Raw genomic sequence first — 23,794 nt, forward strand, 5'->3', positions numbered from 1 at the left:
CTTTATTCATGAACTTATTTTCAAACGAACTTTATCTCCATCAACATGAAAAATATGATAAATTATACATAACAGGAAAATGAACATAAAGGGGATGCAGAGGATTTGAGTGAAAAAGCAGTTGTTTTTAAAATTAATGAAGAAGATTACGGGATTCCAATATCCTTTGTAATTTCCATCGAGAAAATTCCAGAAACGAATCCAATCCCGCAGCTTCCTTCATTCGTGAAAGGCATCGTGAAAGTCCGTGATGAACTGCTGCCGGCAATTGATTTAGAAGAATTGCTCTATGGAAGCCAGTTGAATCTTAATGAAATCTCACGCATGATTGTCCTGAAAACGGATAAACTTTCAATTGGTCTTTTCGTAAGGGAAGCAAAAGAAATCATCGATATTCCTGCTGAATTGTTAAAGAAAGTAGCTTTGATGGGCTACAAGAAAACGAAATTCTTTTCAGGAGTCGCAAACTTAGAAAAGGGCCTCATTACAATGATCGATCCAGATCTGTTGGTTGAATCCCTTGAAAACATCGATGCTATACAGGAATATGTAGAAAACTATGAAATGGCCTAATTCTCCCAGCCGGATATTCTAATATCCGGTTTTTTTAATTCCATATTACGGAGTTAGGCTATATGGTTAGGGAGGGCGTTCGAAAATTGATATAATAGAAGGAACAATACGTTTTGGGAAGTGAAGTTCTGTGAAGAGCTTTTATCCGAAGAATGGACGAGTCATTCTTCATGTAGATATGAATAGTTTTTACGCTTCTGTGGAAATGGCCTATAATCCTGCACTCAAAGGTAAGCCGCTTGCGATTGCAGGTAATCCCGAAGAAAGACGGGGCATCATTGTGACATGCAGCTATGAAGCCCGCAAGTTCGGGGTTAAAACCACCATGCCTCTTTGGGAGGCAAGAAAAAAATGTCCGGATATGATCGTCATGCGTCCCAACTTTGACCGTTATCGGGCAGCATCCAGAGGAATTTTTGATATTCTTAGAACCTATTCAGAATTGGTAGAGCCCGTATCAATCGATGAAGGGTATGTTGATATAACTGACAGCTATGAGCTTGGATCACCATTGCAAATCGCTGCCAGCATCCAAAGAAGCATCAAAGAACAGCTTGATCTCCCATGCAGCATTGGGATCGCCCCTAATAAATTTCTAGCTAAAATGGCTTCAGACATGAAAAAGCCGATGGGCATCACGGTCCTGAGGAAAAGAGACATCCCCAATATCCTTTGGCCGCTGCCTGTGCAGGAAATGCATGGTATCGGGGCTAAGACAGCAGAGAAACTAAAAGGAATCGATATTTTGACCATTAAGGATTTGGCATCAGGAAATGAGACTCAGTTAAAAAAGGTTCTCGGAATTAATGGGATACGGCTGAGGGAACGGGCAAACGGCATTGATTCAAGGGAAGTCGATCCGGAATCCGTCTACGATTTTAAAAGCATTGGCAATTCGACTACCCTTCCGAGGGATATTTCCAATCAGCAGGAGCTTCTTGCTGTATTAAAGGAACTGTCTCAAAAAGTTTCTGAACGTATGAGAAAGAAAAATGCACTTACAGTCAATATTTCTGTAATGATCCGATACAAAGACCGCAAAACAATTACAAGAAGCCGAAAACTGAAAAATCCCATTATCAAGCATGAAGATATTTTCGAAGCGGCCAGTTCACTGTTCATCGAACATTGGAACGGCAATGGTGTTCGGCTCTTGGGTGTGACGGCACAGGATTTGGTGGAAGAGGAAGATGCGCTTTTGCAGCTTGATCTTTTCTCCTATGAAAAAGAGGCAAAGAAGGAACCGCTGTATCAAGCCCTGGAAAACCTTAAGAGCAAGTTTGGAAAAAATGCAGTGACGAAAGGCGTTAAAGTGGATGCCTTGAAAAAAGATCCCCACACAGATACAAGCTTTAACAAGGATTTTCTTTATGAACGAAAAAAGGAATGAATTGAAGGGCATCCTGGAGAAACTTTTGCAGGGTGCCTTTTAATTGTTCCGGTATGGGAATACTGTTATAGTAATAGTCAATCGAAAATCAACGGATAGAAGGGACGTAATAGCATGGCAAAACAACAAATTGGTGTGATCGGGCTTGCTGTAATGGGGAAAAACCTTGCCTGGAACATCGAAAGCAGAGGCTATTCAGTTTCTGTCTATAATCGTTCAAGTGAAAAAACAGAAGAAATGCTGAATGAATCAAAAGGGAAAAATATTCATCCAGCCTATTCCATAGAAGAGTTTGTGCAATCATTGGAGATGCCGAGGAAGATATTATTGATGGTGAAAGCTGGTCCGGCTACAGATGCTACAATTGAACAGCTCCTGCCATTCCTTGAAGAAGGCGACATCCTGATCGATGGGGGCAATACGTTTTTCGAAGATACACAACGCCGCAATAAAGAACTTAGCGAGCGCGGGATTCATTTCATCGGTACCGGTGTTTCCGGAGGGGAAGAAGGGGCATTGACCGGTCCATCCATCATGCCTGGAGGGCAGAAGGAAGCTTATGACCTCGTTGAGCCAATTCTAAAAAGCATCGCGGCCAAAGTAGAAGGGGAAGCCTGTACAACCTATATCGGCCCTGATGGTGCAGGTCATTATGTCAAAATGGTCCACAATGGCATCGAATATGGCGATATGCAGCTGATTGCTGAATCTTATTTCCTTTTAAAGAATGTCCTGGGATTATCTGCAGATGAACTCCATGAAGTCTTTGCAGAATGGAATAAAGGGGAGCTCGACAGCTATCTTATTGAAATCACGGCTGATATTTTCACTAAAAAAGATGATGAAACAGGAAAGCCGATGGTCGATGTGATCCTCGATAAAGCAGGGCAAAAGGGAACCGGCAAGTGGACAAGCCAAAGTGCACTCGACCTTGGTGTACCTCTTCCAATCATTACTGAATCTGTTTTCGCCCGCTTTATTTCTGCAATGAAAGAAGAGAGGACAAAAGCAAGTAAACTTCTTAAGGGACCTGAAGCCAAAACGTTTGAAGGAAATCGTTCAAATCTGATTGAAGCAGTAAGAAAGGCACTTTACATGAGCAAGATCTGTTCATATGCTCAAGGATTTGCCCAAATGAAATCGGCTTCTGAGGAGTTTGGATGGGATCTTCGCTATGGCGATATCGCGATGATTTTCAGGGGCGGCTGCATTATTCGTGCGCAATTCCTTCAAAAAATCAAGGAAGCATATGATCGGGAGCCGAATCTCGATAACCTGATGCTGGATCCATATTTCAAAAGGATTGTTGAAAATTATCAATCCTCGCTCCGCGAAGTGATTTCTGCAGCTGTTATGAATGGCATTCCTGTTCCAGGTTTCTCCAGTGCCCTTTCCTACTATGACAGCTACCGGACAGAGACCCTGCCGGCAAACCTCATTCAGGCCCAGCGTGACTACTTCGGTGCCCACACATACGAACGCGTGGATAAAGAAGGGGTTTTCCATACGGAATGGATGAAAAAATAATGGCCAATGAAAAAGAAGACCTGCAGAGAGGTCTTCTTTTTCATTGTGGTGGAATTACTCACCAAGATCTACATTGTGGTAGACTTGCTGCACATCTTCAAGATCTTCAATAGCGTCGATCATTTTTTCGAATTGAGCTTTGGTATCTTCAGGAAGAACGACATCATTTTGTGCGAGCATCGTTAATTCAGCTACAGAGAATTCTGTGATGCCTGCTGCCTTAAATGCTTCCTGGACGGCATGGTATTGGTCAGGCTCTGCATAAACAATGACCGTTTCATCTTCTTCGATGATATCCCGTGCATCCACATCTGCTTCCATTAATAGCTCCATCACTTCTTCTTCGGACTTTCCTTCGATTCCGAATACGGCAGTAGCATCAAACATATAGGCAACAGATCCGCTGACTCCCATGTTTCCGCCATTCTTACCGAAGGCAGCACGGACTTCTGATGCAGTACGGTTGACGTTGTTTGTCAACGCATCGACGATGACCATGGAGCCGTTTGGACCGAAGCCTTCATAGCGAAGCTCGTCATAGTTTTCTTCTGCTCCGCCTTTTGCTTTTTCTATCGCACGGTCAATGATTGCTCTTGGGACATTATATGTTTTAGCTCTTTCTAAAACCATTTTTAATGCCTGATTGGACTCAGGATCCGGTTCTCCCTGTTTCGCTGCCACATAAATTTCCCGGCCGAATTTGGCATAAATCCGACTAGTATTGGCATCTTTGGCTGCTTTTTTTTCTTTGATATTATTCCATTTACGACCCATAAAAAATTCACTCTCTTTCAGCTTTGAATCTATGAATAATAGATGTTTGGAATTTGGCTGCAAAACTTGCAGTCATCCACTAGATAATATTATAACGCAAATTCAGAGGGACTTGCTAATTTTTCATATTCACATAAAAAAAGGCCCTAAAAAGAGCCGAAGATCCATATTGATTATTACTTCTTTCTGAATAATTTCTGAAAGAGGGATTGTTTTTTCTCTGTTGCAGCCGGTTGTTCCGTTTCTTCTTGTTTGAGATAAATTTCTTCTTTGTCGATCGCATGATCATATGCGAGGATGAGCCCTATATCTGTAGAAGACTGCTTATTCTCCACTATAGAGAAGGATAGCCGATGCTTATTTGCAAGTTTGATAAAAGGGGATAGATAAGAATAGTCCATTTCACCATTTAACAGCATTTTTGCTTTTTTATGGCTGCTTATGATTTCATCCAGCTCGTCTAAAATGTTCTTATCTCTTACTTGGCTCTTCGTGATCGCGACCACGATCCTTTCACGAAGAGTCCCCAAAAACTTTCTGCGCTCATCCGGTTTGGTCTGTTTCTCTCCGTAGATACCTTTCTGGATATAATCATCCACTGAAGTCCTTTCCATTTTCCTTTGGCCTCCTATTTGCTGAATATGGTCCGTGAACCCTCGTCAATGGTCCATTATATGTAGTAACCACAGGAATGGGAATGAAGCGAAAAAGAAAGCCAGCCTTACTTCTAAAAGAGGCTGGCTTTCTGTAGAAAATCAGGCAATGATTTGATCGAGCAGAAGAATCCTTGCGGGAGAAGCATCAGTTCCTTGGATTTTCAATGGTGCTGCAATCATGAAATAAGTGCCTTCTTCCACATCTTGAAGCTGCAGTCCTTCAATGATGATGACGTGGTTATTCATAAGCACCTTGTGTGTTGGATGTCCTTCCTGTGCACGTTCAATTCCAAGTGCATCGATTCCGACACCCGCAACCCCGAGATGTGCCAAATGCTGTGCGGCATCTTCAGCTAAGTAAATGAATTCAAAGTTAAATTCTTGATCAAATGAATTTTTTGTTTTGAATAGGAGGAAATCACCTTTTTGAATGTCATAAGATTCAATATCATTCTTTGTGATCTTTCCATCAAGCTTCGTCAAATCCATTACTTTACATGGGCGTACTAATTGTTCTATATCAATGGTTTCGATCGTTTCGCCATCATTGATCATGTGAAGGGGAGCATCTACATGCGTCCCGGTATGAACGTCAAGGCTGATTCTTGACTCTGTTACATGGCCATTGGTATCCGTTTTGATATCAGGCTGTTTCTCGGGCTTGTTTTTATAGACAGGCATTCCCTTAAAGATTGGAGCGGTTACATCATAAATTTTCATTGTATTTTCCTCCTTTTTTATAAAACGACGTCATGCAGATGTGAACTGCATGACGTCAAAAAAATGTAGTTTTTTTGTCCAGCTCCAGCGCCCAGCCCCTCGAGTCATAAGCCGCACCTCTACGGAAATCAGGATTTCCTTCGAGTTCCGTCTTATGCAGGTCGGGGCTTAGCAGGGCGCTTCCGCTTTTCTATTTGTCCAGCTCCAGCGCCTAGCCCCTCGAGTCATAAGCCGCACCTCTACGGAAATCAGGATTTCCTTCGCGTTCCGTCTTATGCTGGTCGGGGCTGACCAAGGCGCTTGCGCTTTTCTAAAAATCAGCAATTGTCTACTTCGAGATTTGCCACAGGCCACCAGAAGAAACCGTCTTTTGCCAACATTTCATCTGCTTCCCTTGGTCCCATTGTACCGGATTCGTAGTTCGGGAACTCGGTTTCTTTCGTGCTTTCCCAAATTTCCGAAATTTTATCTACAAAGCTCCATGAAAGGGCAACTTCATCCCAGTGAGTGAAGTTTGTGGCATCGCCGCGGATGCAGTCGAAAAGAAGTTTTTCATATGCTTCAGGTGTATTCATGCCATCGACGCTTTTATTGGAGAAATTCAGCTTGACCGTTTTAGCCTCTGTATTCTGACCTGATTTTTTGGCATTTAAGTGAAGGGTGATCCCTTCTTCAGGCTGTATATGGATGACTAAAAGGTTAGGCGCCAGCGGTTCATCTTTTCTGTAGTACAAATTCATCGGAATGTCCTTGAATTGTACAACGATTTTGGTTGATTTCGCTGTCATCCGCTTTCCGGTGCGGATATAAAATGGCACGCCTGCCCACCTGAAGTTATCGATCATCAATTTTCCAGCTACATATGTTTCAGTATTGGACTGTTCATCAACGTTATGTTCCTCACGGTAGCCTGGCAGTTCTTTGCCATCAACTTGTCCTGATCCATATTGTCCCCTGACAAAATAGTCTTTGATTTCTTCGCCTTCTATCGGGCGGAGAGCACGCAGGGCTTTTACTTTTTCACTTCTGATTTCTTCGGTCGTTAAACGGATCGGAGGCTCCATGGCCAGAAGGGCAACCATTTGAAGCATGTGGTTTTGCACCATATCTCTCAGCGCACCGCTTTTTTCATAGTACCCGCCGCGTTCTTCGACTCCCAGCGTTTCACTTGAAGTGACTTGGATGTTGGAAATATATCTATTGTTCCACAGAGGTTCAAACAGTGCATTGGAGAAGCGGATGACTTCGATGTTCTGCACCATTTCTTTCCCTAAATAGTGGTCGATCCGATAAATTTCACTTTCTGAAAAGGCTGTACGGATTCGGTCATTCAATTCTTGTGCTGATGGAAGGTCATGGCCAAATGGCTTTTCAATCACCAGGCGTTTAAATCCTTCTGTATCTGTCAGACCATCAGATTTCAAATGTTCAGCAATGGTGCCGAAAAATTCAGGTGCCATGGCCAAGTAGAAGATTCGGTTTCCGCCGATGGAATATTTCTCATCCAAATCCGCTGCCAGCTTGCGCAGTTCCTGATAGGAATCGGAGTCTGATACGTCATTGGCTTGATAGTAAAAATGAGAAATGAAATCATCGATGTCTGTTGATTCGCCTATCGATGTCAACACGGAGTCCTTGACCCGCTCTTTGAATTCTTCGTGTGAAAGAGGGCGTCGTGCGACTCCGACCACAGCGAAATGATCAGTTAATTTTCCTTTGCGATATAAATGATAAAGGGAAGGGAAAAGCTTTCGTTTCGCTAAATCTCCCGTAGCCCCGAATATCATAATTAAAGAAGATGGCGTTTCATTCGTATGTTCCACGTTCATTACCTCACTTTTTTGTAATGATCTATGTAGTATTCCCTAGATTTCCTGATTAAAAAAACCTCTGTACAAGTATTTAATTTTATCTGTTTACCTTTTATTTCGCAACAATTCAGCTTTAAAAAGAAAATTTATTTTATGAAATATATTAATAAAAATATTTCATAAATATATTGTGAGAAAGCAATGGTTTGTGTATGATGAAAATGGAAAGGGGAGGAATAATTTGTTATCACTGAAGAATGTCGTCAAAACATATAAGAGCGGAGAAGTTGAGGTAGCCGCTTTAAAGAATGTTTCATTTGATTTGCCTGAAAAGAGCATCTCTGTGATTTTGGGTCCGTCAGGTTCCGGTAAATCCACTTTATTAAATGTAATCGGCGGGATCGATCGTCCGGATCATGGGATGATCAAAGTAATGGAACGTGAAGTATCTTCTTATAAAGAAAAGGAACTGACTGAATATCGACGGGAACTGATTGGATTTATCTTTCAATCCTATAATCTCATCTCTACTTTAACGGTTGGGGAAAACGTTGAAGTGGGATCGGAAATCAGCCGAGATCCACTTAAAGTGGACGAGGTGCTTGATCGAGTGGGGATGCTCGATAAAAAGCATAAGTTCCCTCATCAATTAAGCGGAGGGGAGCAGCAGAGAACGGCTATTGCGAGAGCGCTTGTGAAGAATCCTAAGGTGCTTTTATGCGATGAACCGACCGGAGCCCTTGACGAGGATACCGGGAAGAAAATCCTGAGATTGCTGCAGGAAATCAATAAAAGATATGGAACGACCGTTTTAATCATCACCCATAATCAGGGATTTGCAGAAATGGCAGATTGGGTTGTAAAGATGAAGAGCGGAGGATTGGATTCCATCTTCCATAATGAAGCCCCAGTGCCAGCAGAGCAGGTGAAGTGGGGATGAGTAATCGGTATAAAGCGATAATCAGGGAAATGAGGCAGAAGAAATGGCAGTATGGCGGAACGTCCTTGCTGATTTTTTTGGCAGTCCTTCTCTATATAATGCTAAGTGCATCCATATCCGCAGTAGAGAACAGCAACATTAAATTCAAGAATGATTACAATCAGGAGGATTTCCATTTTTATACCTCGAGCCCCATTAGTGGAAAGGAAATAGATTCCCTTCAAAAAGAGCATGGGGTACGGCTCGAGAAAAGACTTTCTGCAGATGCCTTATATAAGGGAAGTAAAAGTATCCGCTTTTTCAATGTACCGGAATCAGTCAATATCCCTTTCCTTTCAAAAGGGAAGCTTCCCTCCAAACCTGATGAACTTGCTCTCTCCGCAATCTTTGCCAAACAGAATCATATTAAATCAGGAGATGAACTGACCGTCGGAGGCAAACAGTGGAAGGTGACTGGATTATTTTATCTCCCGGATTATATTTATTCCCTTAAAAACGAAAGCGATCTCGTTAATGATTCCAACAATTTTGGATTGGCTTTGGCTACGGAAAAAGGAATCTCGGGACTTGGCGCAGGTTCTCCTTATTATATTGGGGAATGGGACAAAGGACATCATTCGCTGAAGGATCTTAAAGAAGATATATCAACTATTTCTCCTATCATTAAATGGGTGAATGCGAAGGAAAACTCACGCATCTCCTATATCGATTCTGAAATAAAAGGAACGAAATCATTCACAACCACTTTGCCGATTTTTATTTCAATCATCGCCATGATGATGGTTGTCATTTTGATCAGAAGGCGCTTGGATATACAAAGAAAGCAAATCGGAACGCAGCTTGCGCTGGGGTACCGCCCGGATGAATTGATAAGGGCGTATTTGATTTACCCTGTCGTTGTCAGCTTGTCTGGGTCTATATTTGGGATTGCTGCAGGTGCTGTCCTATCCATTCCCTTGACCGACTATTATACGACTTTCTTCAATCTGCCGGTTCTTTCCCGGTGGGGAATCAACCCTTTACAATGGGTCGGTGCAATTGCGACTCCCCTTGTGCTATTGACGGGCTCCGGATATTGGGTGATCCGAAAGCAAGTTCGCCAATCGCCGATTCACTTATTGAAGCCTGCCCCAGAAAAGAAAAAGGTCAAGAAAAACAGAAAACCCATTTTGATGATGAGAAGTTTTAAAAACCGTTTCCGCATCAGGATGATTTCTAAAAACATCGGCCGGATCCTCTATTTGACCATCGGGATATGCTTTGCGACCATTCTTCTGATGTATGGATTCATCAGTATGAATTCAATCGATGTCCTGATTAATAAAACCTATAAAGAATCCATTAATTATCAATATGGGGTTTATTACCAGGAGCTGAAAGGGAATGACGGTCAGGTCGACGGCGATGTCTTTTCCATTGCAGAGGCTGAAGCAAAGACAGCGGGTGAAGCCCCGAAGAAAATCCAATTATATGGTGTGGATGATGGAATGAAGTCCATTTCCCTCCGTGATGAGAACGGCCGCTCTTTGAATCCATCTACTGACGATGGGATTGTTCTTAGTAAAGTGCTTGCCTATACCCTTCATGTAAAAAAAGGGGATTCCATCACGGTGAAGCTACTTTCAAACGGCAAAGAAAAAACATTGACGGTTCAAGGGGTGGCAGAAATGTATACAGGGACTGCCGCTTATCTCGACCGCCAGGAATTGAATGGACTTGCACAGTATCCAAAGAATGCTTATCTCGGGAAATGGACTAATGAAAAGCCACGAGCCGAGTCATCCATTCTAATGGTGGAAAATAAACAGGATATGATGGATACCATGGAATCCTTGATGGGGCCGATGAGATATTCTATTTTCATCATGGCCGGTCTCGCGTTTATGATCGGATTGATCATCATTACGCTCATCACCAATTTGATCGTGGACGAAAATATGGGATCCATATCTCTGTTAAAAGTCATTGGGTATGAGGATTCAGCCATATCAAAGCTCTTGCTCAACATATACACACCGGTCGTGGTGATTGCTTACTTAATCGGGGTGCCGGCTGCTATGTTCAGCATCGATGGACTGATGAAATCCATGGCAAGCCAGACAAATTATGTCCTGCCGGTGTCTGTCAATCCTGTTATGTTCATTTTGGGCTTTGTTCTTATATTTGCAAGCTATTATACATCCATTCTGTTCTCCAGACGGAAGTTGAGGAAGGTATCCTTGCAGGAAGTATTGAAGAGGCAGGAAGCATGACGAATGTGTTAAAATGGCTTCATGAAAGTCCTGCAGGAGGTAATGAAACGTGGAGTTGTTGTTTTTAGGAACGGGTGCCGGCGTACCAGCCAAAGTCAGAAATGTTACTTCCCTGGCTCTAAAGCTTTTGGAAGAGAGGAATGCTGTTTGGCTTTTCGATTGTGGAGAAGCGACTCAGCACCAAATTCTTTCCACTTCTTTAAAGCCGAGGAAGATTGAGAAAATATTCATTACCCATCTTCATGGAGATCATATTTTTGGTCTTCCCGGCCTTCTTGGAAGCCGCTCCTTTCAAGGAGGAACTTCCCTTTTGACGATTTACGGTCCAAAAGGGATCAAAGAGTTTATTGAGGTCTCATTAAAAATCAGCGAGACGCATCTTCAATATCCTTTGGAAATCATTGAAATGGAAGAGGGCGTGATCTTTGACGACGGGCAATTTAAGGTGGAAGCACTTCCTCTCGATCATGCGCTTCCAAGCTGGGGGTTTCGAATTATTGAAAGTGATAAGCCTGGGACTTTGATGGCGGAAAAGCTGGAAGCGGAAGGTGTGTTTCCCGGCCCACATTACAAAGAGCTGAAAGCCGGAAAGTCAGTACAGCTGGACGATGGCCGGATCATTCATGGTCCAGACTTTTTGGGGCCGGACCAAAAAGGGAGGATAGTGGCCATTTTAGGGGATACCCGCCCATGTGAAAATGCCGTCCATCTTGCATCAGAAGCAGATGTGCTTGTCCATGAAGCAACTTTCTCGGGTGACAGTAGTGAAATGGCCCACCGCTATTTCCATTCCACCACCCTTCAAGCGGCTGAAATTGCTAAAAAGGCTGATGCGTTCAAACTTGTCTTGACTCATATCAGTTCACGATACGGAAAGGCAGATTGGAACACATTGCGGGACGAGGCAAGGACCATTTTTCCTGATGCAGAAATTGCCAATGATTTTTTGGAAGTGCCTGTTCCATATCGTTCTACTGGAGGTGCGTCTTTAAAATGAAAAACATTTATATCATTCGGCATGCAAAAGCGGAAGGACAGCCGTTTTCAGCTCCTTTGACACAGGAAGGAAGGGAACAGGCAGAAGCGCTTGTCGATTTCTTTGAAGGGAAAGACATCGATTGCATCTTTTCCAGCCCTTATTTAAGAACGCTCGAGACCATTCGTCCTCTTGCTTTAAAGAGGGGAATCGACATCACCGAAGATGAGCGTCTTTCCGAACGGGTGCTGAGCGGTGACGATTTGCCTGATTGGAAAGAAAAGCTGGAACAAAGTTTTGACGATTTTTCCTATGTTCTTCCCGGTGGGGAATCATCCATCGATGCCTATGAACGTGCAGCTTCAATCCTCGAACAAATCACTGCTTCATCTGAAGACAATATTGTTATTGTAAGCCATGGAAACCTGACCACATTGCTTCTAAGATATTTCGACGGGCGTTTCGGTTTTAAAGAATTGATGGAATTGACGAATCCAGACGTCTATCATATCCATTATGATGGAGAAAAAGGTGAAGTTAAGCGGATTTGGGAATAAAAGAAGAGTCCTGATCCCCAGTGGGGATCAGGACTTCTTTTTTAATTCCAGCCTCTTTCATATTGCTTCGGCGTATTGATTTCTGCACCTAATTCTTTTGCGGCTGTCCGCGGCCAGTATGGATCGCGCAGCAATTCCCTTGCAAGGAAAATGAGGTCGGATCGGTCGTTCTGAAGGATTTCTTCTGCTTGGATGGCTGAAGTGATAAGTCCGACTGCTCCCGTAGGAATATCGGCTCCATGTTTAATCATTTCTGCTGGTTTGACTTGGTACCCTGGGAAAACGGGGATGCGGGCAGGTACAACTGCTCCTGTACTAACATCAATCAAGTCAACCCCTTGTTCTTTCATGGTCTTGGCCATTTGGACATAATTTTCTGCATCAAGTCCATCCGGATGGTAATCTCTTGCTGACACCCTTACAAAGAGTGGGCCGTTCCAGACTTTTTTCACGGCATCGATTATTTCTTGAAGGAAGCGGTAGCGGTTTTCATCAGATCCGCCATATTCGTCGTTTCGCTTATTTGTAAGCGGTGAAAGGAATTGATTGATTAAATATCCATGTGCTCCATGGAGTTCAATGATGTCAAATCCAGCTTTTTTCGCTCTTTCTGCTCCCTTTTGGAACGCTGTGATCGTTTCGTTTATTTCCTCTTTCGTCATTTCTTTAGGCGTTTTCATCTCATCATTGAATGGGATGGCAGAAGGTGCGATGATTTCTCCATCAATGACGGCTTTTCTTCCTGCATGCCCAAGCTGAATGCCTGCAGCAGATCCATGGCTTTTCATTAATTTTACAAGCTTCGCTAAGCCTTCAACATGTTCATCATCCCAAATTCCAAGATCTTGAGGGGAAATGCGGCCCTGCGGCGTGACGGATGTAGCTTCGAGAATGATCAGTCCAACCTGGCCGACAGCCCGGCTTGTATAGTGAGTCAAATGCCAGTCATTCACTTTCCCATCTTCATCATGGCAGGAATACATGCACATCGGGGCCATAACGATTCGGTTTTTTAACTCGACATTCTTCATTTTATAAGGTTCAAACAGTTTGATTTTTGACACTTTCATACCTCCCTAAACAGGTTATCCATTAGAGTTCCCTTGAATTGCTATTTCGGATCTCTAAATATATCCATCATTATAACAAGGGGAGTTCCGGGTTCAAAGAAAGTTGCCTTCATCTCTCTCTTTTTCGCAGTTCTTTTAATGAATAAACCGTCCCTCTCCATTCAATTCCCCCTCTTTTAATGGTCAGCAATACAGCTCTCACAATCGAATAGATAAAGAGAAGAGCGGTAGCAGGGAATACGAAAAACAACAGTGGGGAAAAGGACGTCAATTTTTTAACGATTAAATAATAGAGGGAAAAAATCAGTATAACGACTATGAACGAAAGAACCCTTAGGAGGGGATCGGGACTGAAAATCGTCAGGAAAGGCAGAACCTGTGAGCAAAAGACTCCTGCGACAGCCAAAAAGACCATGGGAAATTGATAATGCAGCCCGGCAAATGTATTTTTCTCCAACCCTTTAAATGCTGCTTGAAGGGAAGGGTACCATTCCACTTTCAGGAGCTTTGTCGCAGACACCATCCTTTGTTTCAGACCAAATTTTTTCACCATCATCCCTAATTGGAGATCGTCGTCCGGCCGTTCCTTGATGGATTGGTGCGTTCCAATTGTCTCATATGCCTTTTTTCTGATTAAATTAAATGCACCTACACCCACTCCGATTTTAGAGGAATCGATGTTAGCTCTCCATGGACGTTTATAATAGGAAAATCCAAATAAGAAAAAGGCTACAAACGACTTCAGCCAAAATCCCTTTGCATATAGATCGGGCGCTGCCGTCATATGATCGATGCTATTCCTTGAGAGGAAGGAAGCGGCTTTTCCCACGGTCTCTTCTTTGTAAAGGACATCAGCATCCGTGAACAGCAGCCATTCTCCTTTTGATTCGAGATAGCCTTTATAAAGGGCATGGTTTTTCCCAAGCCATCCTTCCGGCAATTCTTTGATATGAATCACTTTCATATGTGGATGCCTTACTGAAAGTCCATCCATTATGTCGCCGGTGCGGTCCTCCGACCTGTCATTGACCAAAATCCACTCTATCAGTTTATACTTTTGGCTGAGCTGGCTTTCAATGCTTTTCCTGATATGTTCTTCTTCATTTTTAGCTGCCACAATGATGGAAATCAGCGGCCCATCTTCAAGCTCCTTTTCCGATTCAAGCCTTTCAATGGTCCGAAGCCCCCAAGCGGCATCTATAAAAAAGGCAATCCAAATCAACAGAATCAAACTCATTAAATAAATCATGATTTCTCCATTTCTTTTCTCGACCTCCTTTTATTATATCCACTGGAAGATTTTTTTGAAATGAATGAATCCGTTCTTAGAGCATTGGTATAGGTATATAATGACAATGCGAACAATTATCGGTACACTATAAATATCTGATGTACTTCAATTACATACTTTTTTATATAAAAATAATAATGACAGGTGATCAATATGAGTTTTTGGCAAGATGGTATTGCAAAATTGACAGTTCCTACGCCGTTTGCTGTCGGGGATGTCAATATGTATATAGTCAAAGGGGAGAAGTTGACGCTGATTGACGCAGGCCCAAAAACAGAAGAGGCATGGGATGGATTCAAGCTGCAGCTTTCCATATTGGGCCTTACACCGGATGACATTGAGCAGGTAGTCTTGACCCACCATCATCCCGACCATGTGGGCCTTTTGGATTTTCTTCCGGATGATATCGATGTTTACGGACATCCTTACTGTGAACAATGGATAAATAGGGATGAACATTTCAATTCCATGCATGACGAGTTTTACGGGGAATTGTTCCGGAAATTCGGGATCATGGGGGATATGGAGAAAATGCTTAAGGTGATGAAATCCCCATTGAAATATTCTTGTCATCGGCCGTTGACAGGGGTATTGAGAGAAGGCGGTGCTATACCGGGAATGGCTGGCTGGACGGTGTATGAAACACCGGGACACGCCCAGAGCCATCTTAGTTTTTATCATGAAGGAACAGGTGTATTGATCGCAGGGGACCATATCCTTGCTACAATCTCCTCCAACCCCTTGATAGAACCGCCATATACGCCAGGCGATGAACGGCCGCGTCCTCAGCTGCAATACAATGAGTCTTTAAAGAAAATGCTGAAGCTTCCCATTTCCAAGGTCTATACAGGACACGGTACAGAAGTGGCGAAAGTCGGGCCGCTTGTGGAAAGAAGGCTGAAAAAGCAGCATGACCGTGCCATGCAGGTGAAAGGGATGATTGCAGAGGAATCCAAAACGGTTTTTGAAATCTGCAAAGAACTTTTTCCAGCAGTCTATGAAAGGGAGCTTGGCCTGACTATTTCTGAAACGGCTGCACAGCTGGACTATCTGCTTTCTATCGGAGAGGCAGCAGTCTCTGAAGTTGAAGGGGTGCAGTATTTTTCTGCAATCAAACCAGGAGGGATTTCTTCGTGAAAAATCCAAGACTTAAAGGGAAAAATGTCGTCATAACAGGGGCTTCTGGCGGAATCGGGGAGCAAATGGCGCTCTTATGTGCTGCTAACGGAGCGAATCTTTATCTGCTTGCTAGAAGTCTTGATAAATTGGAAGCTGTAAAGGAAAAGATTCAAGCTCAATTTCCGGTGGAGTGCTTTATTGCTAGTCTGGATGTTTCTGAGCATGACAGCATTCCTGAAGCTTTCCTCGCCATCTATGAAAAAATGGGCCAAGTGGATGTGCTGGTCAATAACGCAGGCTTTGGGGTTTTCGATGAAGTCGCAGAAGCAAAGTTCGAAGACATTGCAGGGATGTTCAACGTCAATGTCCTTGGATTGATTGCCTGCACCAAGCAGGTTGTTCCTGATATGATCAGCCGTCATTCCGGGCATATCATTAATGTCGCATCGCAGGCCGGGAAGATCGCGACACCGAAATCAAGCGTGTATTCTGCTTCCAAGCATGCCGTTCTTGGTTTCACCAACAGCATGCGCATGGAGCTGTCCCTTTCAGGCGTTTATGTGACGGCTGTTAATCCGGGGCCTATCGCAACGAACTTCTTCAACATTGCGGACGAATCGGGATCCTATGTGAAAAATGTAGAAAAATTCATGCTTACACCGGAATATGTAGCTGAAAAGGTAGTCAGCATCATGTTCACCAACACAAGGGAAGTCAACCTGCCGCGCTGGATGAATGCGGGAAGCACATTGTATACCCTTTTTCCACGCTTGATCGAGCGCCTGGGGAAAAATGCATTCTTTAAAAAATGATTGTGTTAAGCCGCAGGGGGTCCTGCGGCTTTTTGTATGAGCTAATTCATCATGCAGATAACCCGCGGCATTAGAGTGTTTGTGCCACGAACTCCCTGAATGACTCTTCTTCTTCGATATACGGATAATGATTGCTGAAATGAAAAGTTGTCATCGACCCATTTGGCATGATGGTTGCTGCTTCTAAGGAAAACTTATGCGGGCATTGAGTATCGTATAGCCCTGAATAGAGGTATGCCTCAGTGCTCGTTTCTTTTAGCTGTTTTCGCAAATCAAATTCCGGCAGTTCTTTATAAGAAAAATAATCGAGTCTGCTTGCTACACTTTTCCCGCTATTTGGCCTGGACGACATCATTTCATATGTCTTTGGATCATATAACGACATCAGCGTCCATTCTTTCCCTGCGTTCCTTCTTTCTTCAATGGTGGATGATTGGTTCCCAAGTATCGTTAATATTTCCTTGATACGGGCATTATTCGGATTTTCAGGACAATAGATGCTGCCTTTGTGGCGCATATAATCCGAGGACGCACATAAGCCACCGGCAATGATTTTAGTCAGGCTTTCCGGATGCATGATGGCATACTTTAATGCAAGCATCCCTCCTGTTGAATGTCCGGCGAATGTCCATTGATCGATATTCAGAGCTTGCCGTACCGCTTCTAAATCCCCTACTGCATCGGTCATCCCCAGACTGAATCGGGTGGTGTCTCCTGTTGAATTACCGCTTCCCCTCAAATTTACGAGATAGACTGTATAATGGTCTGCTAATGATGAGGCGAGCAGATTTCCTTTCTCGTTAAATTCGCTGTACAAATGTGTTGTGCAAAGAGGCGGTCCTTCTCCCTTTGTAAACAGTTCAAACGTTCCTCTGGATGTTTCAATCATTCGTTTCTCCCACATATTGATAAACCCTCCATAAAATTTCACTTTAACTAAAGCTTCGACAAATAGAATTTTTATCCTTTTTTTTGGATATTGATTGAAACTATTTGTTTGCTGCTTCGTAGGAGTAGGAAGGGAAAGGAGTAGTGTGAATGACTTTAGTTCTCATTTTAATTTTAATCGGTTTTATCATTTCCGTTCCAGCATTAATACTGAACAAACTTGAAGGATCGATGAAAGGATTTTTCCAAAAGGGATTTGGCGGCCTTGGCCCTTCTGATGAGCCCTATATAGAATGCCCGAGCTGCCACTGCAGAAAAAAGCGGGGGCACTCTGCACCTTATTGCGAAAAGTGCAGGAAATTCTTTTAGAGATGCAACTTGCTGCGTCAAATACTCATAAACGACATCTTCCACCAGCTCGTGAATTTCGCTATCGGGCTGTTTTTTCTTCTCCTCGGTTACCCTTGCCGACAATTCATCATATTCTTCCGCACTCAATGGAATGGAGTCCCTTACATGGTTATACTGCAAAAAGCAGTGTTCAATCATTTTATGTAAAATTTTTCTATTCATATTCTACACCTCAGGATGATTATAGCGTGTATCAATGCTAGTATTCAGCAGCAGAGGAAAAATTTTTTCATTGAAAGCGAACGTATATTCGATTACAATCATACATATACTAGAACAAGTGTTCGTTTTAATTTTGCAGAGTAATGAAGGTGAAAATGATGACTGTCGATTATCGTATGCTTCCCCGGCATAAAATCCTCTGTATCGATATGAAAAGCTTTTATGCCAGCTGTTCAGCGGTAATGGAAGGACTTGACCCATTGGAATCCTATATTGCCATTGTGGGGGATAAAGAGCGGAAGGGCAGTGTGGTTTTGGCAGCCTCTCCAAAGATGAAGAAGGAGTTTGGCATCAAGACGGGATCGCGCATGTTTGAAGTCCCAAATGATCCGCGCATTCAATTCATCGAGCCCAAAATGGCCACATATCTTCGGATTTCAACTGAGATCACCCGCTTGTTCCACCGCTATGTCCCGAAGGAAGCCATCCATACGTACAGTGTCGATGAAAGCTTCCTCAAAGTTGATGGCACTGATCATATCTGGGGGGATGCCCATACCATCGCCCGGAAGATCAAAGACGAAATCGAAAGGGAGTTCCAGCTGCCCTGTGCCATCGGAATTGGTCCGAATATGCTCCTGGCTAAATTATGCCTGGACTTGGAAGCAAAGAAAAAAGGCATTTCCGAATGGACATATGAAGATGTTCCGGAGAAACTATGGACTGTTTCGCCGCTGAGCGAAATGTGGGGGATCGGAAGAAGGATGGAGCGGAACTTGAACCGCATGGGGATTTTCACGGTCGGCCAGATTGCCCGCTATGATCTTGAAAAGCTGGAAGCGAAATTTGGGGTCATGGGAAATCAGCTTTATTATCATGCCTGGGGAGTGGACCTTTCCGATATCGGGGCACCGATCATGGAAGGGCAGATAAGCTTCGGCAAAAGTCAGATCCTTCTCCGGGATTACAAGGAGGAGGAAGAGGTGAAGCACGTCATTCTCGAGATCTGCGAAGAAGTGGCAAGGAGGGCGAGGGTGCACGGGAAAGCCGGCAGGACCATCAGCCTGGGAATCGGCTACAGCCAGGAAGAGTTCGGAGGCGGTTTCCACCGTGCAAGGACGATGGAGCAGCCGACAAATATCACGATGGATTTATATAAGACCTGCCTGGAGCTGTTCCATGAAAATTACAGCCATAAAACGGTGAGGCAGATTTCTGTTACGCTTTCCAACATTGTAGAGGACAGGGAAATGCAGCTGAGTTTATTCGAACTCAACCGTGGACAGAAGCGGGAGCTGGGGTTCGTCATGGATTCCATCCGCCGGCGCTTCGGTTCAGGCTCCCTGCTCAGGGCTGTTTCCTATACAGAAGCAGGTACGGCCCTGTACCGTGCGAAATTAGTGGGAGGACATAAATCTTAAGAGGAGGGATGCATATGATCCGCGATAGAGGAAGAATTAAATGGACCTCCATGATGCTTCCGGAGCACGTGAAAATGCTGCGCGATTGGGCAAAGGAGGATACATTCAAGGAAAAAATCGAGCTCGATGAACAGCAGCTGGAAGAGCTGAACAGCATCGCCGCTGAAGCAATGGAGGAAAGGAGGCAGGTGGCGATCACCCATTATGCCTCAAGGCAATACGAACTTTTTATCGGATTCATCCATTACTTTGACCCGCTTCAACAGAGGCTCCACACAGTAGACCAATTTGACCACCCCGAGTACCTCCTCATGGAAAACATAGTGGATATCCGGTTTTACGAATAGGCTGTTTTCGTAAACATTGTTGTTAAAATCTTACTGCCGATTTTAACGTGAAATTACCGGTTTTGCGCGTTGAACTGGAGTATCCAGGCTCTTTTTGAGAAAAGAGCCTATGAATAAGAAAAGGACAGCACGCTGCTGTCCTTTCTAGAAATTATTCTTTATCATCCAATACTTTCTCAGCGCGGACGCAGGATTCGAACTTGCCTTTGTGGCTTGCATCGCAGAATGGCAGCTTGGAAGAAAGGCCGCATCGGCAAAGGGTAAAAGCTTGCTTTGTTTCGAATACGTTGCCTTCTGCATCAATGAGCTCAACATCTCCCATTACACGATAGCCGCCGTTGTCATTTACTTTGATCTGAACTTTTGTCAAATTAATCCACCCCTTCTTAAAATTAACAGATAGTATGATGGTAAAAGGAAACAGCTAAAAAAGCAAGACGGAAGGAAAAAAAGATTCCTTATGTTAAACTAAAGCCATGAACCATCGAAAGGAGCGTACAAGATATGAACATTACCATCACGACTGAAGCGCTTGCCAAAATAGAAGAGAAAATCAATGGAAGCGGTAAAGTATTGAAATTAAAATATGAAACAGAAGGCTGCGGCTGCGTCATGAGCGGCGTCCCTACTTTGATGGCCGTTGGGCAGGATGAGCTGGACCAAGGCGAGGATATTGAGATGGAGACAAACGGAATGCCGATTTATATGGAAAAATCCAAATTGGTGTTTTTTGATGAAGACTTGAAAATTGATTACTCTGCCAGCAGCAACGCATACCAATTAAAAAGTCCGAACCAAATCTTAAATGGCAGGATGAGCTTCATCCTCACCAACTAGACAAAAAATCCATGTCCCGAAAGCAGGGGGCGTGGATTTTTTCGACGTCCAGCTCCAGCGCCTAGCCCCTCGAGTCATAAGCCGTACCTCTACAGAAATCAGGATTTCCTTCGAGTTCCGTCTTATGCTGGTCGGGGCTGATTGAGGCGCTTACGCTTTTGTTCTTTATGAAAGCAAACGGTCAAATAACTCTGCACAGCTGATTCCCCATTTCCAGCTGTCGCCGCCTTCTTCTGTGCTCCAGGAGGCAGAAAGGACGCTGTGGCAGAATCCCCATTGAATCATCCGCTCAGGATCCAGATGCAGCAGTTCGCAGAAGAGGTCAATCCTGTGAGACAAGATTTCGAACGGATTGCTTTGTTCAAGCAGTTCATTCATTAAAAATTGGATGCAGTCATATTCTTTTTCCCCAATCAGCCCTTTTGCATCGATGGCTGTCCATCCTCTATCCGCATCAAACAGGATATTCCCGTGGTGAAGGTCGCCGTGAAGAAGAAAGACTTCCCTTTCATTTTCAAGCAGATGGGAGAAAAGAAATTCTGCTTTTTCTACGAGATGAGGGGGAAGGGGGCCTGTTCCGCCTTGAAAACGACTGCGCAGTTTCTCCAATCCTTTCGCCCAATCCTTGACTTTTGGAAAGTCATCCGTAGAAGGTTTTTCCCATAAGGTTGGAAGAATGGATGCAGCAATCTTGACGCCTTCACTGTCAGATACAGTCGATTCCTTCAGCATCTTTCCAGGGGTGAGCTGTTCGATCAGCAGCCACTCATTGTCTGGGTCTGCCTCCAATATTCCCGCAATGTTTCCGCCTTTGAAGTTTTCGAGCGCATGAATTTCCTGAACGATTTCTTTTGAGGAAAACCCCAATTTGAATACTGCGGACCGGCCATCATGAAATTTGACGGGAGCCACGTAATTATAGCTGAGCTCAAAAGGGGGGAGTATGTCAGCGTGATGCTCTTCCTGCCATTTTTTAAGCCGCGCCGGCAATTCACTCAGCCAGCGTTTCCCATTTTCTCCATGAATGCCGGCAATGATTCTATGGAATTTAGAAGTACTCATAGGTTTGGCCATTCCCTTCCGGGGAAAAAATCGGCAAGAAAACCGGATACTGCACGTTCATAGTCTTCCGGATTTTCATTCAGTGATTGGGCGTGGGCCCCTTTTTCAGCGAGATAGATTCTCTTCGGCCCTTTTTTATGGTCGAAAAGATCCTTCGACATTTCTGGAAGAATGAAATCGTCCCCAAGACTGTGGATGAAGAGAATCGGCTTTTCGATATGTTGAATAGCCTGAAGTGGGGAAACATCCTTGAAAGAATAGCGGTCCCTTAGCTTAAGAAAGACGTCAGCAAGCGGCATCAGCCATTCACCCGGTATTTTTAACACACGTTTTAACTGGTGGGCCACTTGGGCGCTGAATTCAGAAAATGGACAGTCCGCAACATAAAAGTCTGCACGGTCTTCAAGCGTCCCTGCATAAAGGAGGGTAGTGACTGCTCCCATCGATTCCCCGTGAATGCCGAAAAAAGTATTTTCGCCTTCCCGTATTAAAAGTTCATCTACCACATTTTTTAAATCATGTTTTTCATAGTGGCCGTAGCTGCTTGTTTCGCCGCCGGACTCCCCGTGTCTACGGTGGTCATATAAGACCGCATTAAATCCGAACTTGAGGAATAGATTCATATATTTGATGGAATTGGTTTTGCTTTCCGAAATCCCGTGGGCAAAAATCATGAATTTTTTCGACTCAGGAAAGGGTTTGATGAAAACCGTTTTTAAAGGATAGCCGTAGGAAGAATGGATCCAGACTTCTTCTTTTGGCAGTTCCTCATAACGTTTAAGATCGATTCTTTTGGCAGAAACTTCTCGGTCGAGGATAAATTGCTCTTCTTTTTTTCTGTAATACATCAAACGATTGGACAGGTATACGCCAAGACCAGAAGCCGCCAGGGCAGCGCTCCCTATGGCACCAAGCCATTTCTTCTTCATAGTCAGTCCCCCATTATTCCTTTTCCTTTTAGTTTATTTTACCATTTGGATTTGGAATTGGTCTAAAAAAAAGAAGCCGTGAACCGGCTCCTTCAGAATAATTCAATCATTGTTCGGAATTTTGATCTTTAGCAGGGTGAACCACTTTCTCCACTTCTTCGGCAGAAACGGTATTTTTAATATCGACCCCAGCTGTCACCGTTCCTTTCTGGCTATTTCCTTTATCTCGTTTTTGGCTCATTTTTCATTGCTCCCTTCAAGTTGGATACGCTTTAATTTTTTCGAAAGGAGCGTGAATTATTCACTCTGCTTTCGATAAACGATAATATCCAGTCTCAATGGTCCTGGAAAGGTGGGGAGCCACAAGATCGACCGCTTCGACGAGCGTGTCCAGATCGATTCCGGTGTGGACACCCATCCTTTCGAGCATATATGCTACATCTTCTGTGGCCACATTCCCTGTAGCGCCGGGTGCGAACGGGCAGCCTCCAAGACCGCCTGCTGAAGTGTCAAATCTAGTGATGCCTGCTTGCAATGCAGCATATATATTGGCGAGTGCCATCTTCCTTGTATCGTGGAAATGTGCTGTCAATAAAGTATCCGGCAAATTCGCCTTGATCTTCGAAAATAAGGAATAGGACTCTGAAGGAACAGCCATTCCGATGGTATCTGCCACACTCAGCTCATCGACTCCAGCTTCTGCAAATTCCCTGCAGAGTTCAAGAACGGCTTCTTCAGAAATCTTCCCTTCATATGGACAATAAAAGGAAGTCGAGATGCAGGCGCGGACAAAGTACCCCTTTTCTTTTAATTGGCCAATCAACGGCTTGAGTTCATCCATGCTTTCACGGGTTGATTTGTTGATATTCTTTTTGTTGAAAGAATCGCTCACTCCTACAAAAACAGCAACGGCCCGGCAATCTGTTTCCATGACTCTTTCAATACCTTTTTGATTTGGGGCTAGGACAAAGTTCCTTCTATTGTCCAGACAGGACCCGACAATTTCAGCAGCATCTTTCATCTGCGGCACCCACTTGGGGGACACAAATGACGTCAGTTCCATCTCCTTGAACCCTGCTTGCTTCAACTTATGAATAAAAGCTTTTTTGACTTCAGTGGGAATGAAATTTTTCTCATTCTGCAGACCGTCCCGGGGGCCGACTTCAATCAATACAGCTTCTTTTAGAAAATCCATCATAAAAACTCCCTTCCATGTGCAATCAATTTATTGTAAAAACGTTTTGTGCAGAAAAGCAAGAATAATACGAT

The 23,794-nt window shown here is 43.8% G+C and carries 25 protein-coding genes; 12 read left to right on the top strand and 13 right to left on the bottom strand.

Going from position 1 to position 23,794, the window contains the following annotated elements:
• Positions 1 to 105: 105 nt before the first annotated feature.
• The 3 genes from DFR59_RS13620 (at position 106) to gndA (ending at position 3,490) form a co-directional block, all read left to right on the top strand.
• Complete coding sequence (locus DFR59_RS13620) at positions 106 to 573, top strand: chemotaxis protein CheW (protein WP_114746211.1); 468 nt, start codon at positions 106 to 108, stop codon at positions 571 to 573.
• A gap of 130 nt (positions 574 to 703) precedes the next feature.
• Complete coding sequence (locus tag DFR59_RS13625) at positions 704 to 1,963, top strand: DNA polymerase IV (RefSeq protein WP_114746212.1); 1,260 nt, start codon at positions 704 to 706, stop codon at positions 1,961 to 1,963.
• A 114-nt stretch (positions 1,964 to 2,077) separates the two neighbouring features.
• Positions 2,078 to 3,490 (top strand): NADP-dependent phosphogluconate dehydrogenase, encoded by a 1,413-nt coding sequence (gene gndA, locus DFR59_RS13630; RefSeq protein WP_114746213.1) that lies wholly within the window; start codon positions 2,078 to 2,080, stop codon positions 3,488 to 3,490.
• Positions 3,491 to 3,544: 54 nt separating this feature from the next.
• On the opposite strand, the gene DFR59_RS13635 is transcribed toward gndA, so the two are convergent.
• The 4 genes from DFR59_RS13635 to zwf form a co-directional block, all read right to left on the bottom strand.
• Complete coding sequence (locus DFR59_RS13635; protein WP_114746283.1) at positions 3,545 to 4,264, bottom strand: YebC/PmpR family DNA-binding transcriptional regulator; 720 nt, start codon at positions 4,262 to 4,264, stop codon at positions 3,545 to 3,547.
• 176 nt (positions 4,265 to 4,440) lie between these two features.
• Positions 4,441 to 4,878, bottom strand: coding sequence for a YueI family protein (locus tag DFR59_RS13640; RefSeq protein WP_114746214.1), 438 nt, complete (start codon positions 4,876 to 4,878; stop codon positions 4,441 to 4,443).
• 141 nt (positions 4,879 to 5,019) lie between these two features.
• Positions 5,020 to 5,640, bottom strand: a complete 621-nt coding sequence (locus tag DFR59_RS13645) for a cyclase family protein (RefSeq protein ID WP_114746215.1) — start codon at positions 5,638 to 5,640, stop codon at positions 5,020 to 5,022.
• Between the two features lie 317 nt (positions 5,641 to 5,957).
• Complete coding sequence (gene zwf / locus DFR59_RS13650; protein WP_245948491.1) at positions 5,958 to 7,427, bottom strand: glucose-6-phosphate dehydrogenase; 1,470 nt, start codon at positions 7,425 to 7,427, stop codon at positions 5,958 to 5,960.
• Between the two features lie 265 nt (positions 7,428 to 7,692).
• On the opposite strand from zwf, the gene DFR59_RS13655 reads away from it, so the two are divergent.
• From DFR59_RS13655 to DFR59_RS13670, 4 genes are read left to right on the top strand one after another with little or no spacing between them, the layout of a single operon-like run.
• Positions 7,693 to 8,391 carry an ABC transporter ATP-binding protein gene (locus DFR59_RS13655; protein WP_114746217.1) on the top strand — a complete coding sequence of 233 codons (699 nt, stop codon included), beginning with the start codon at positions 7,693 to 7,695 and terminating at the stop codon, positions 8,389 to 8,391.
• Positions 8,388 to 10,643, top strand: a complete 2,256-nt coding sequence (locus DFR59_RS13660) for an ABC transporter permease (protein ID WP_114746218.1) — start codon at positions 8,388 to 8,390, stop codon at positions 10,641 to 10,643. Before DFR59_RS13655 ends, DFR59_RS13660 begins: the two co-directional genes overlap by 4 nt.
• Positions 10,644 to 10,692: 49 nt before the next feature.
• Positions 10,693 to 11,640, top strand: a complete 948-nt coding sequence (gene rnz, locus DFR59_RS13665) for a ribonuclease Z (RefSeq protein WP_114746219.1) — start codon at positions 10,693 to 10,695, stop codon at positions 11,638 to 11,640.
• A complete protein-coding gene (locus tag DFR59_RS13670) occupies positions 11,637 to 12,176 on the top strand; it encodes a histidine phosphatase family protein (RefSeq protein ID WP_114746220.1) in 540 nt (179 codons plus the stop codon). The genes rnz and DFR59_RS13670 overlap by 4 nt, the downstream gene beginning before the upstream one ends.
• Before the next feature lie 41 nt (positions 12,177 to 12,217).
• On the opposite strand, the gene namA is transcribed toward DFR59_RS13670, so the two are convergent.
• Positions 12,218 to 13,240 carry an NADPH dehydrogenase NamA gene (namA, locus tag DFR59_RS13675; RefSeq protein ID WP_281269365.1) on the bottom strand — a complete coding sequence of 341 codons (1,023 nt, stop codon included), beginning with the start codon at positions 13,238 to 13,240 and terminating at the stop codon, positions 12,218 to 12,220.
• Between the two features lie 115 nt (positions 13,241 to 13,355).
• Positions 13,356 to 14,495 (bottom strand): glycosyltransferase family 2 protein, encoded by a 1,140-nt coding sequence (locus tag DFR59_RS13680; RefSeq protein ID WP_245948488.1) that lies wholly within the window; start codon positions 14,493 to 14,495, stop codon positions 13,356 to 13,358.
• A gap of 195 nt (positions 14,496 to 14,690) precedes the next feature.
• Here DFR59_RS13680 and DFR59_RS13685 point away from each other — a divergent pair, with 195 nt between their 5' ends.
• Complete coding sequence (locus DFR59_RS13685; protein WP_114746223.1) at positions 14,691 to 15,674, top strand: MBL fold metallo-hydrolase; 984 nt, start codon at positions 14,691 to 14,693, stop codon at positions 15,672 to 15,674.
• Positions 15,671 to 16,468 (top strand): SDR family NAD(P)-dependent oxidoreductase, encoded by a 798-nt coding sequence (locus DFR59_RS13690; RefSeq protein WP_114746224.1) that lies wholly within the window; start codon positions 15,671 to 15,673, stop codon positions 16,466 to 16,468. Before DFR59_RS13685 ends, DFR59_RS13690 begins: the two co-directional genes overlap by 4 nt.
• Positions 16,469 to 16,538: 70 nt before the next feature.
• Here DFR59_RS13690 and DFR59_RS13695 read toward each other — a convergent pair whose 3' ends face one another.
• Positions 16,539 to 17,372, bottom strand: a complete 834-nt coding sequence (locus DFR59_RS13695; protein WP_114746225.1) for an alpha/beta fold hydrolase — start codon at positions 17,370 to 17,372, stop codon at positions 16,539 to 16,541.
• A 188-nt stretch (positions 17,373 to 17,560) separates the two neighbouring features.
• Positions 17,561 to 17,929 carry a YqzH family protein gene (locus tag DFR59_RS13700; RefSeq protein WP_114746226.1) on the bottom strand — a complete coding sequence of 123 codons (369 nt, stop codon included), beginning with the start codon at positions 17,927 to 17,929 and terminating at the stop codon, positions 17,561 to 17,563.
• 158 nt (positions 17,930 to 18,087) lie between these two features.
• Here DFR59_RS13700 and DFR59_RS13705 point away from each other — a divergent pair, with 158 nt between their 5' ends.
• Together DFR59_RS13705 and DFR59_RS13710 are read left to right on the top strand one after the other, a co-directional pair.
• On the top strand, positions 18,088 to 19,350 hold the full coding sequence (locus tag DFR59_RS13705; RefSeq protein ID WP_114746227.1) for a Y-family DNA polymerase: 1,263 nt from the start codon (positions 18,088 to 18,090) through the stop codon (positions 19,348 to 19,350).
• 14 nt (positions 19,351 to 19,364) lie between these two features.
• Positions 19,365 to 19,697: a YolD-like family protein gene (locus tag DFR59_RS13710; RefSeq protein WP_114746228.1), complete on the top strand. Its 333-nt coding sequence runs from the start codon at positions 19,365 to 19,367 to the stop codon at positions 19,695 to 19,697.
• A 151-nt stretch (positions 19,698 to 19,848) separates the two neighbouring features.
• Here DFR59_RS13710 and DFR59_RS13715 read toward each other — a convergent pair whose 3' ends face one another.
• Complete coding sequence (locus DFR59_RS13715; protein WP_114746229.1) at positions 19,849 to 20,067, bottom strand: CDGSH iron-sulfur domain-containing protein; 219 nt, start codon at positions 20,065 to 20,067, stop codon at positions 19,849 to 19,851.
• Between the two features lie 134 nt (positions 20,068 to 20,201).
• Here DFR59_RS13715 and DFR59_RS13720 point away from each other — a divergent pair, with 134 nt between their 5' ends.
• The gene (locus DFR59_RS13720; RefSeq protein WP_114746230.1) at positions 20,202 to 20,534 is read left to right on the top strand and encodes an iron-sulfur cluster biosynthesis family protein; all 333 of its coding nucleotides are present in this window, start codon (positions 20,202 to 20,204) and stop codon (positions 20,532 to 20,534) included.
• A gap of 165 nt (positions 20,535 to 20,699) precedes the next feature.
• Here DFR59_RS13720 and DFR59_RS13725 read toward each other — a convergent pair whose 3' ends face one another.
• The 4 genes from DFR59_RS13725 to DFR59_RS13735 form a co-directional block, all read right to left on the bottom strand.
• Positions 20,700 to 21,596 carry an aminoglycoside phosphotransferase family protein gene (locus DFR59_RS13725; RefSeq protein ID WP_158538391.1) on the bottom strand — a complete coding sequence of 299 codons (897 nt, stop codon included), beginning with the start codon at positions 21,594 to 21,596 and terminating at the stop codon, positions 20,700 to 20,702.
• Positions 21,593 to 22,525: an alpha/beta hydrolase gene (locus DFR59_RS13730; RefSeq protein WP_114746232.1), complete on the bottom strand. Its 933-nt coding sequence runs from the start codon at positions 22,523 to 22,525 to the stop codon at positions 21,593 to 21,595. Before DFR59_RS13730 ends, DFR59_RS13725 begins: the two co-directional genes overlap by 4 nt.
• Positions 22,526 to 22,631: 106 nt before the next feature.
• Positions 22,632 to 22,766, bottom strand: coding sequence for a hypothetical protein (locus DFR59_RS20525; protein ID WP_281269366.1), 135 nt, complete (start codon positions 22,764 to 22,766; stop codon positions 22,632 to 22,634).
• A gap of 60 nt (positions 22,767 to 22,826) precedes the next feature.
• The gene (locus tag DFR59_RS13735) at positions 22,827 to 23,720 is read right to left on the bottom strand and encodes a hydroxymethylglutaryl-CoA lyase (RefSeq protein ID WP_114746233.1); all 894 of its coding nucleotides are present in this window, start codon (positions 23,718 to 23,720) and stop codon (positions 22,827 to 22,829) included.
• Positions 23,721 to 23,794 lie beyond the last annotated feature (74 nt).

Origin of the sequence: Falsibacillus pallidus, from assembly GCF_003350505.1 — a bacterium.
In the GTDB taxonomy this organism is placed as follows: domain Bacteria; phylum Bacillota; class Bacilli; order Bacillales; family DSM-25281; genus Falsibacillus; species Falsibacillus pallidus.

Coding starts and splice junctions, on each gene's coding strand:
- zwf (WP_245948491.1), bottom strand. CDS start 7,427: ATGATATTCGGGGCTACGGGAGATTTAGCGAAACGAAAGCTTTTCCCT.
- DFR59_RS13730 (WP_114746232.1), bottom strand. CDS start 22,525: ATGAAGAAGAAATGGCTTGGTGCCATAGGGAGCGCTGCCCTGGCGGCT.
- gndA (WP_114746213.1), top strand. CDS start 2,078: ATGGCAAAACAACAAATTGGTGTGATCGGGCTTGCTGTAATGGGGAAA.
- DFR59_RS13705 (WP_114746227.1), top strand. CDS start 18,088: ATGACTGTCGATTATCGTATGCTTCCCCGGCATAAAATCCTCTGTATC.
- DFR59_RS13635 (WP_114746283.1), bottom strand. CDS start 4,264: ATGGGTCGTAAATGGAATAATATCAAAGAAAAAAAAGCAGCCAAAGAT.
- DFR59_RS13710 (WP_114746228.1), top strand. CDS start 19,365: ATGATCCGCGATAGAGGAAGAATTAAATGGACCTCCATGATGCTTCCG.
- DFR59_RS13640 (WP_114746214.1), bottom strand. CDS start 4,878: ATGGAAAGGACTTCAGTGGATGATTATATCCAGAAAGGTATCTACGGA.
- DFR59_RS13700 (WP_114746226.1), bottom strand. CDS start 17,929: ATGAATAGAAAAATTTTACATAAAATGATTGAACACTGCTTTTTGCAG.
- DFR59_RS13660 (WP_114746218.1), top strand. CDS start 8,388: ATGAGTAATCGGTATAAAGCGATAATCAGGGAAATGAGGCAGAAGAAA.
- DFR59_RS20525 (WP_281269366.1), bottom strand. CDS start 22,766: ATGAGCCAAAAACGAGATAAAGGAAATAGCCAGAAAGGAACGGTGACA.
- DFR59_RS13720 (WP_114746230.1), top strand. CDS start 20,202: ATGAACATTACCATCACGACTGAAGCGCTTGCCAAAATAGAAGAGAAA.
- DFR59_RS13695 (WP_114746225.1), bottom strand. CDS start 17,372: ATGTGGGAGAAACGAATGATTGAAACATCCAGAGGAACGTTTGAACTG.
- DFR59_RS13685 (WP_114746223.1), top strand. CDS start 14,691: ATGAGTTTTTGGCAAGATGGTATTGCAAAATTGACAGTTCCTACGCCG.
- DFR59_RS13725 (WP_158538391.1), bottom strand. CDS start 21,596: ATGAGTACTTCTAAATTCCATAGAATCATTGCCGGCATTCATGGAGAA.
- DFR59_RS13645 (WP_114746215.1), bottom strand. CDS start 5,640: ATGAAAATTTATGATGTAACCGCTCCAATCTTTAAGGGAATGCCTGTC.
- DFR59_RS13670 (WP_114746220.1), top strand. CDS start 11,637: ATGAAAAACATTTATATCATTCGGCATGCAAAAGCGGAAGGACAGCCG.
- DFR59_RS13680 (WP_245948488.1), bottom strand. CDS start 14,495: ATGATTTATTTAATGAGTTTGATTCTGTTGATTTGGATTGCCTTTTTT.
- DFR59_RS13735 (WP_114746233.1), bottom strand. CDS start 23,720: ATGGATTTTCTAAAAGAAGCTGTATTGATTGAAGTCGGCCCCCGGGAC.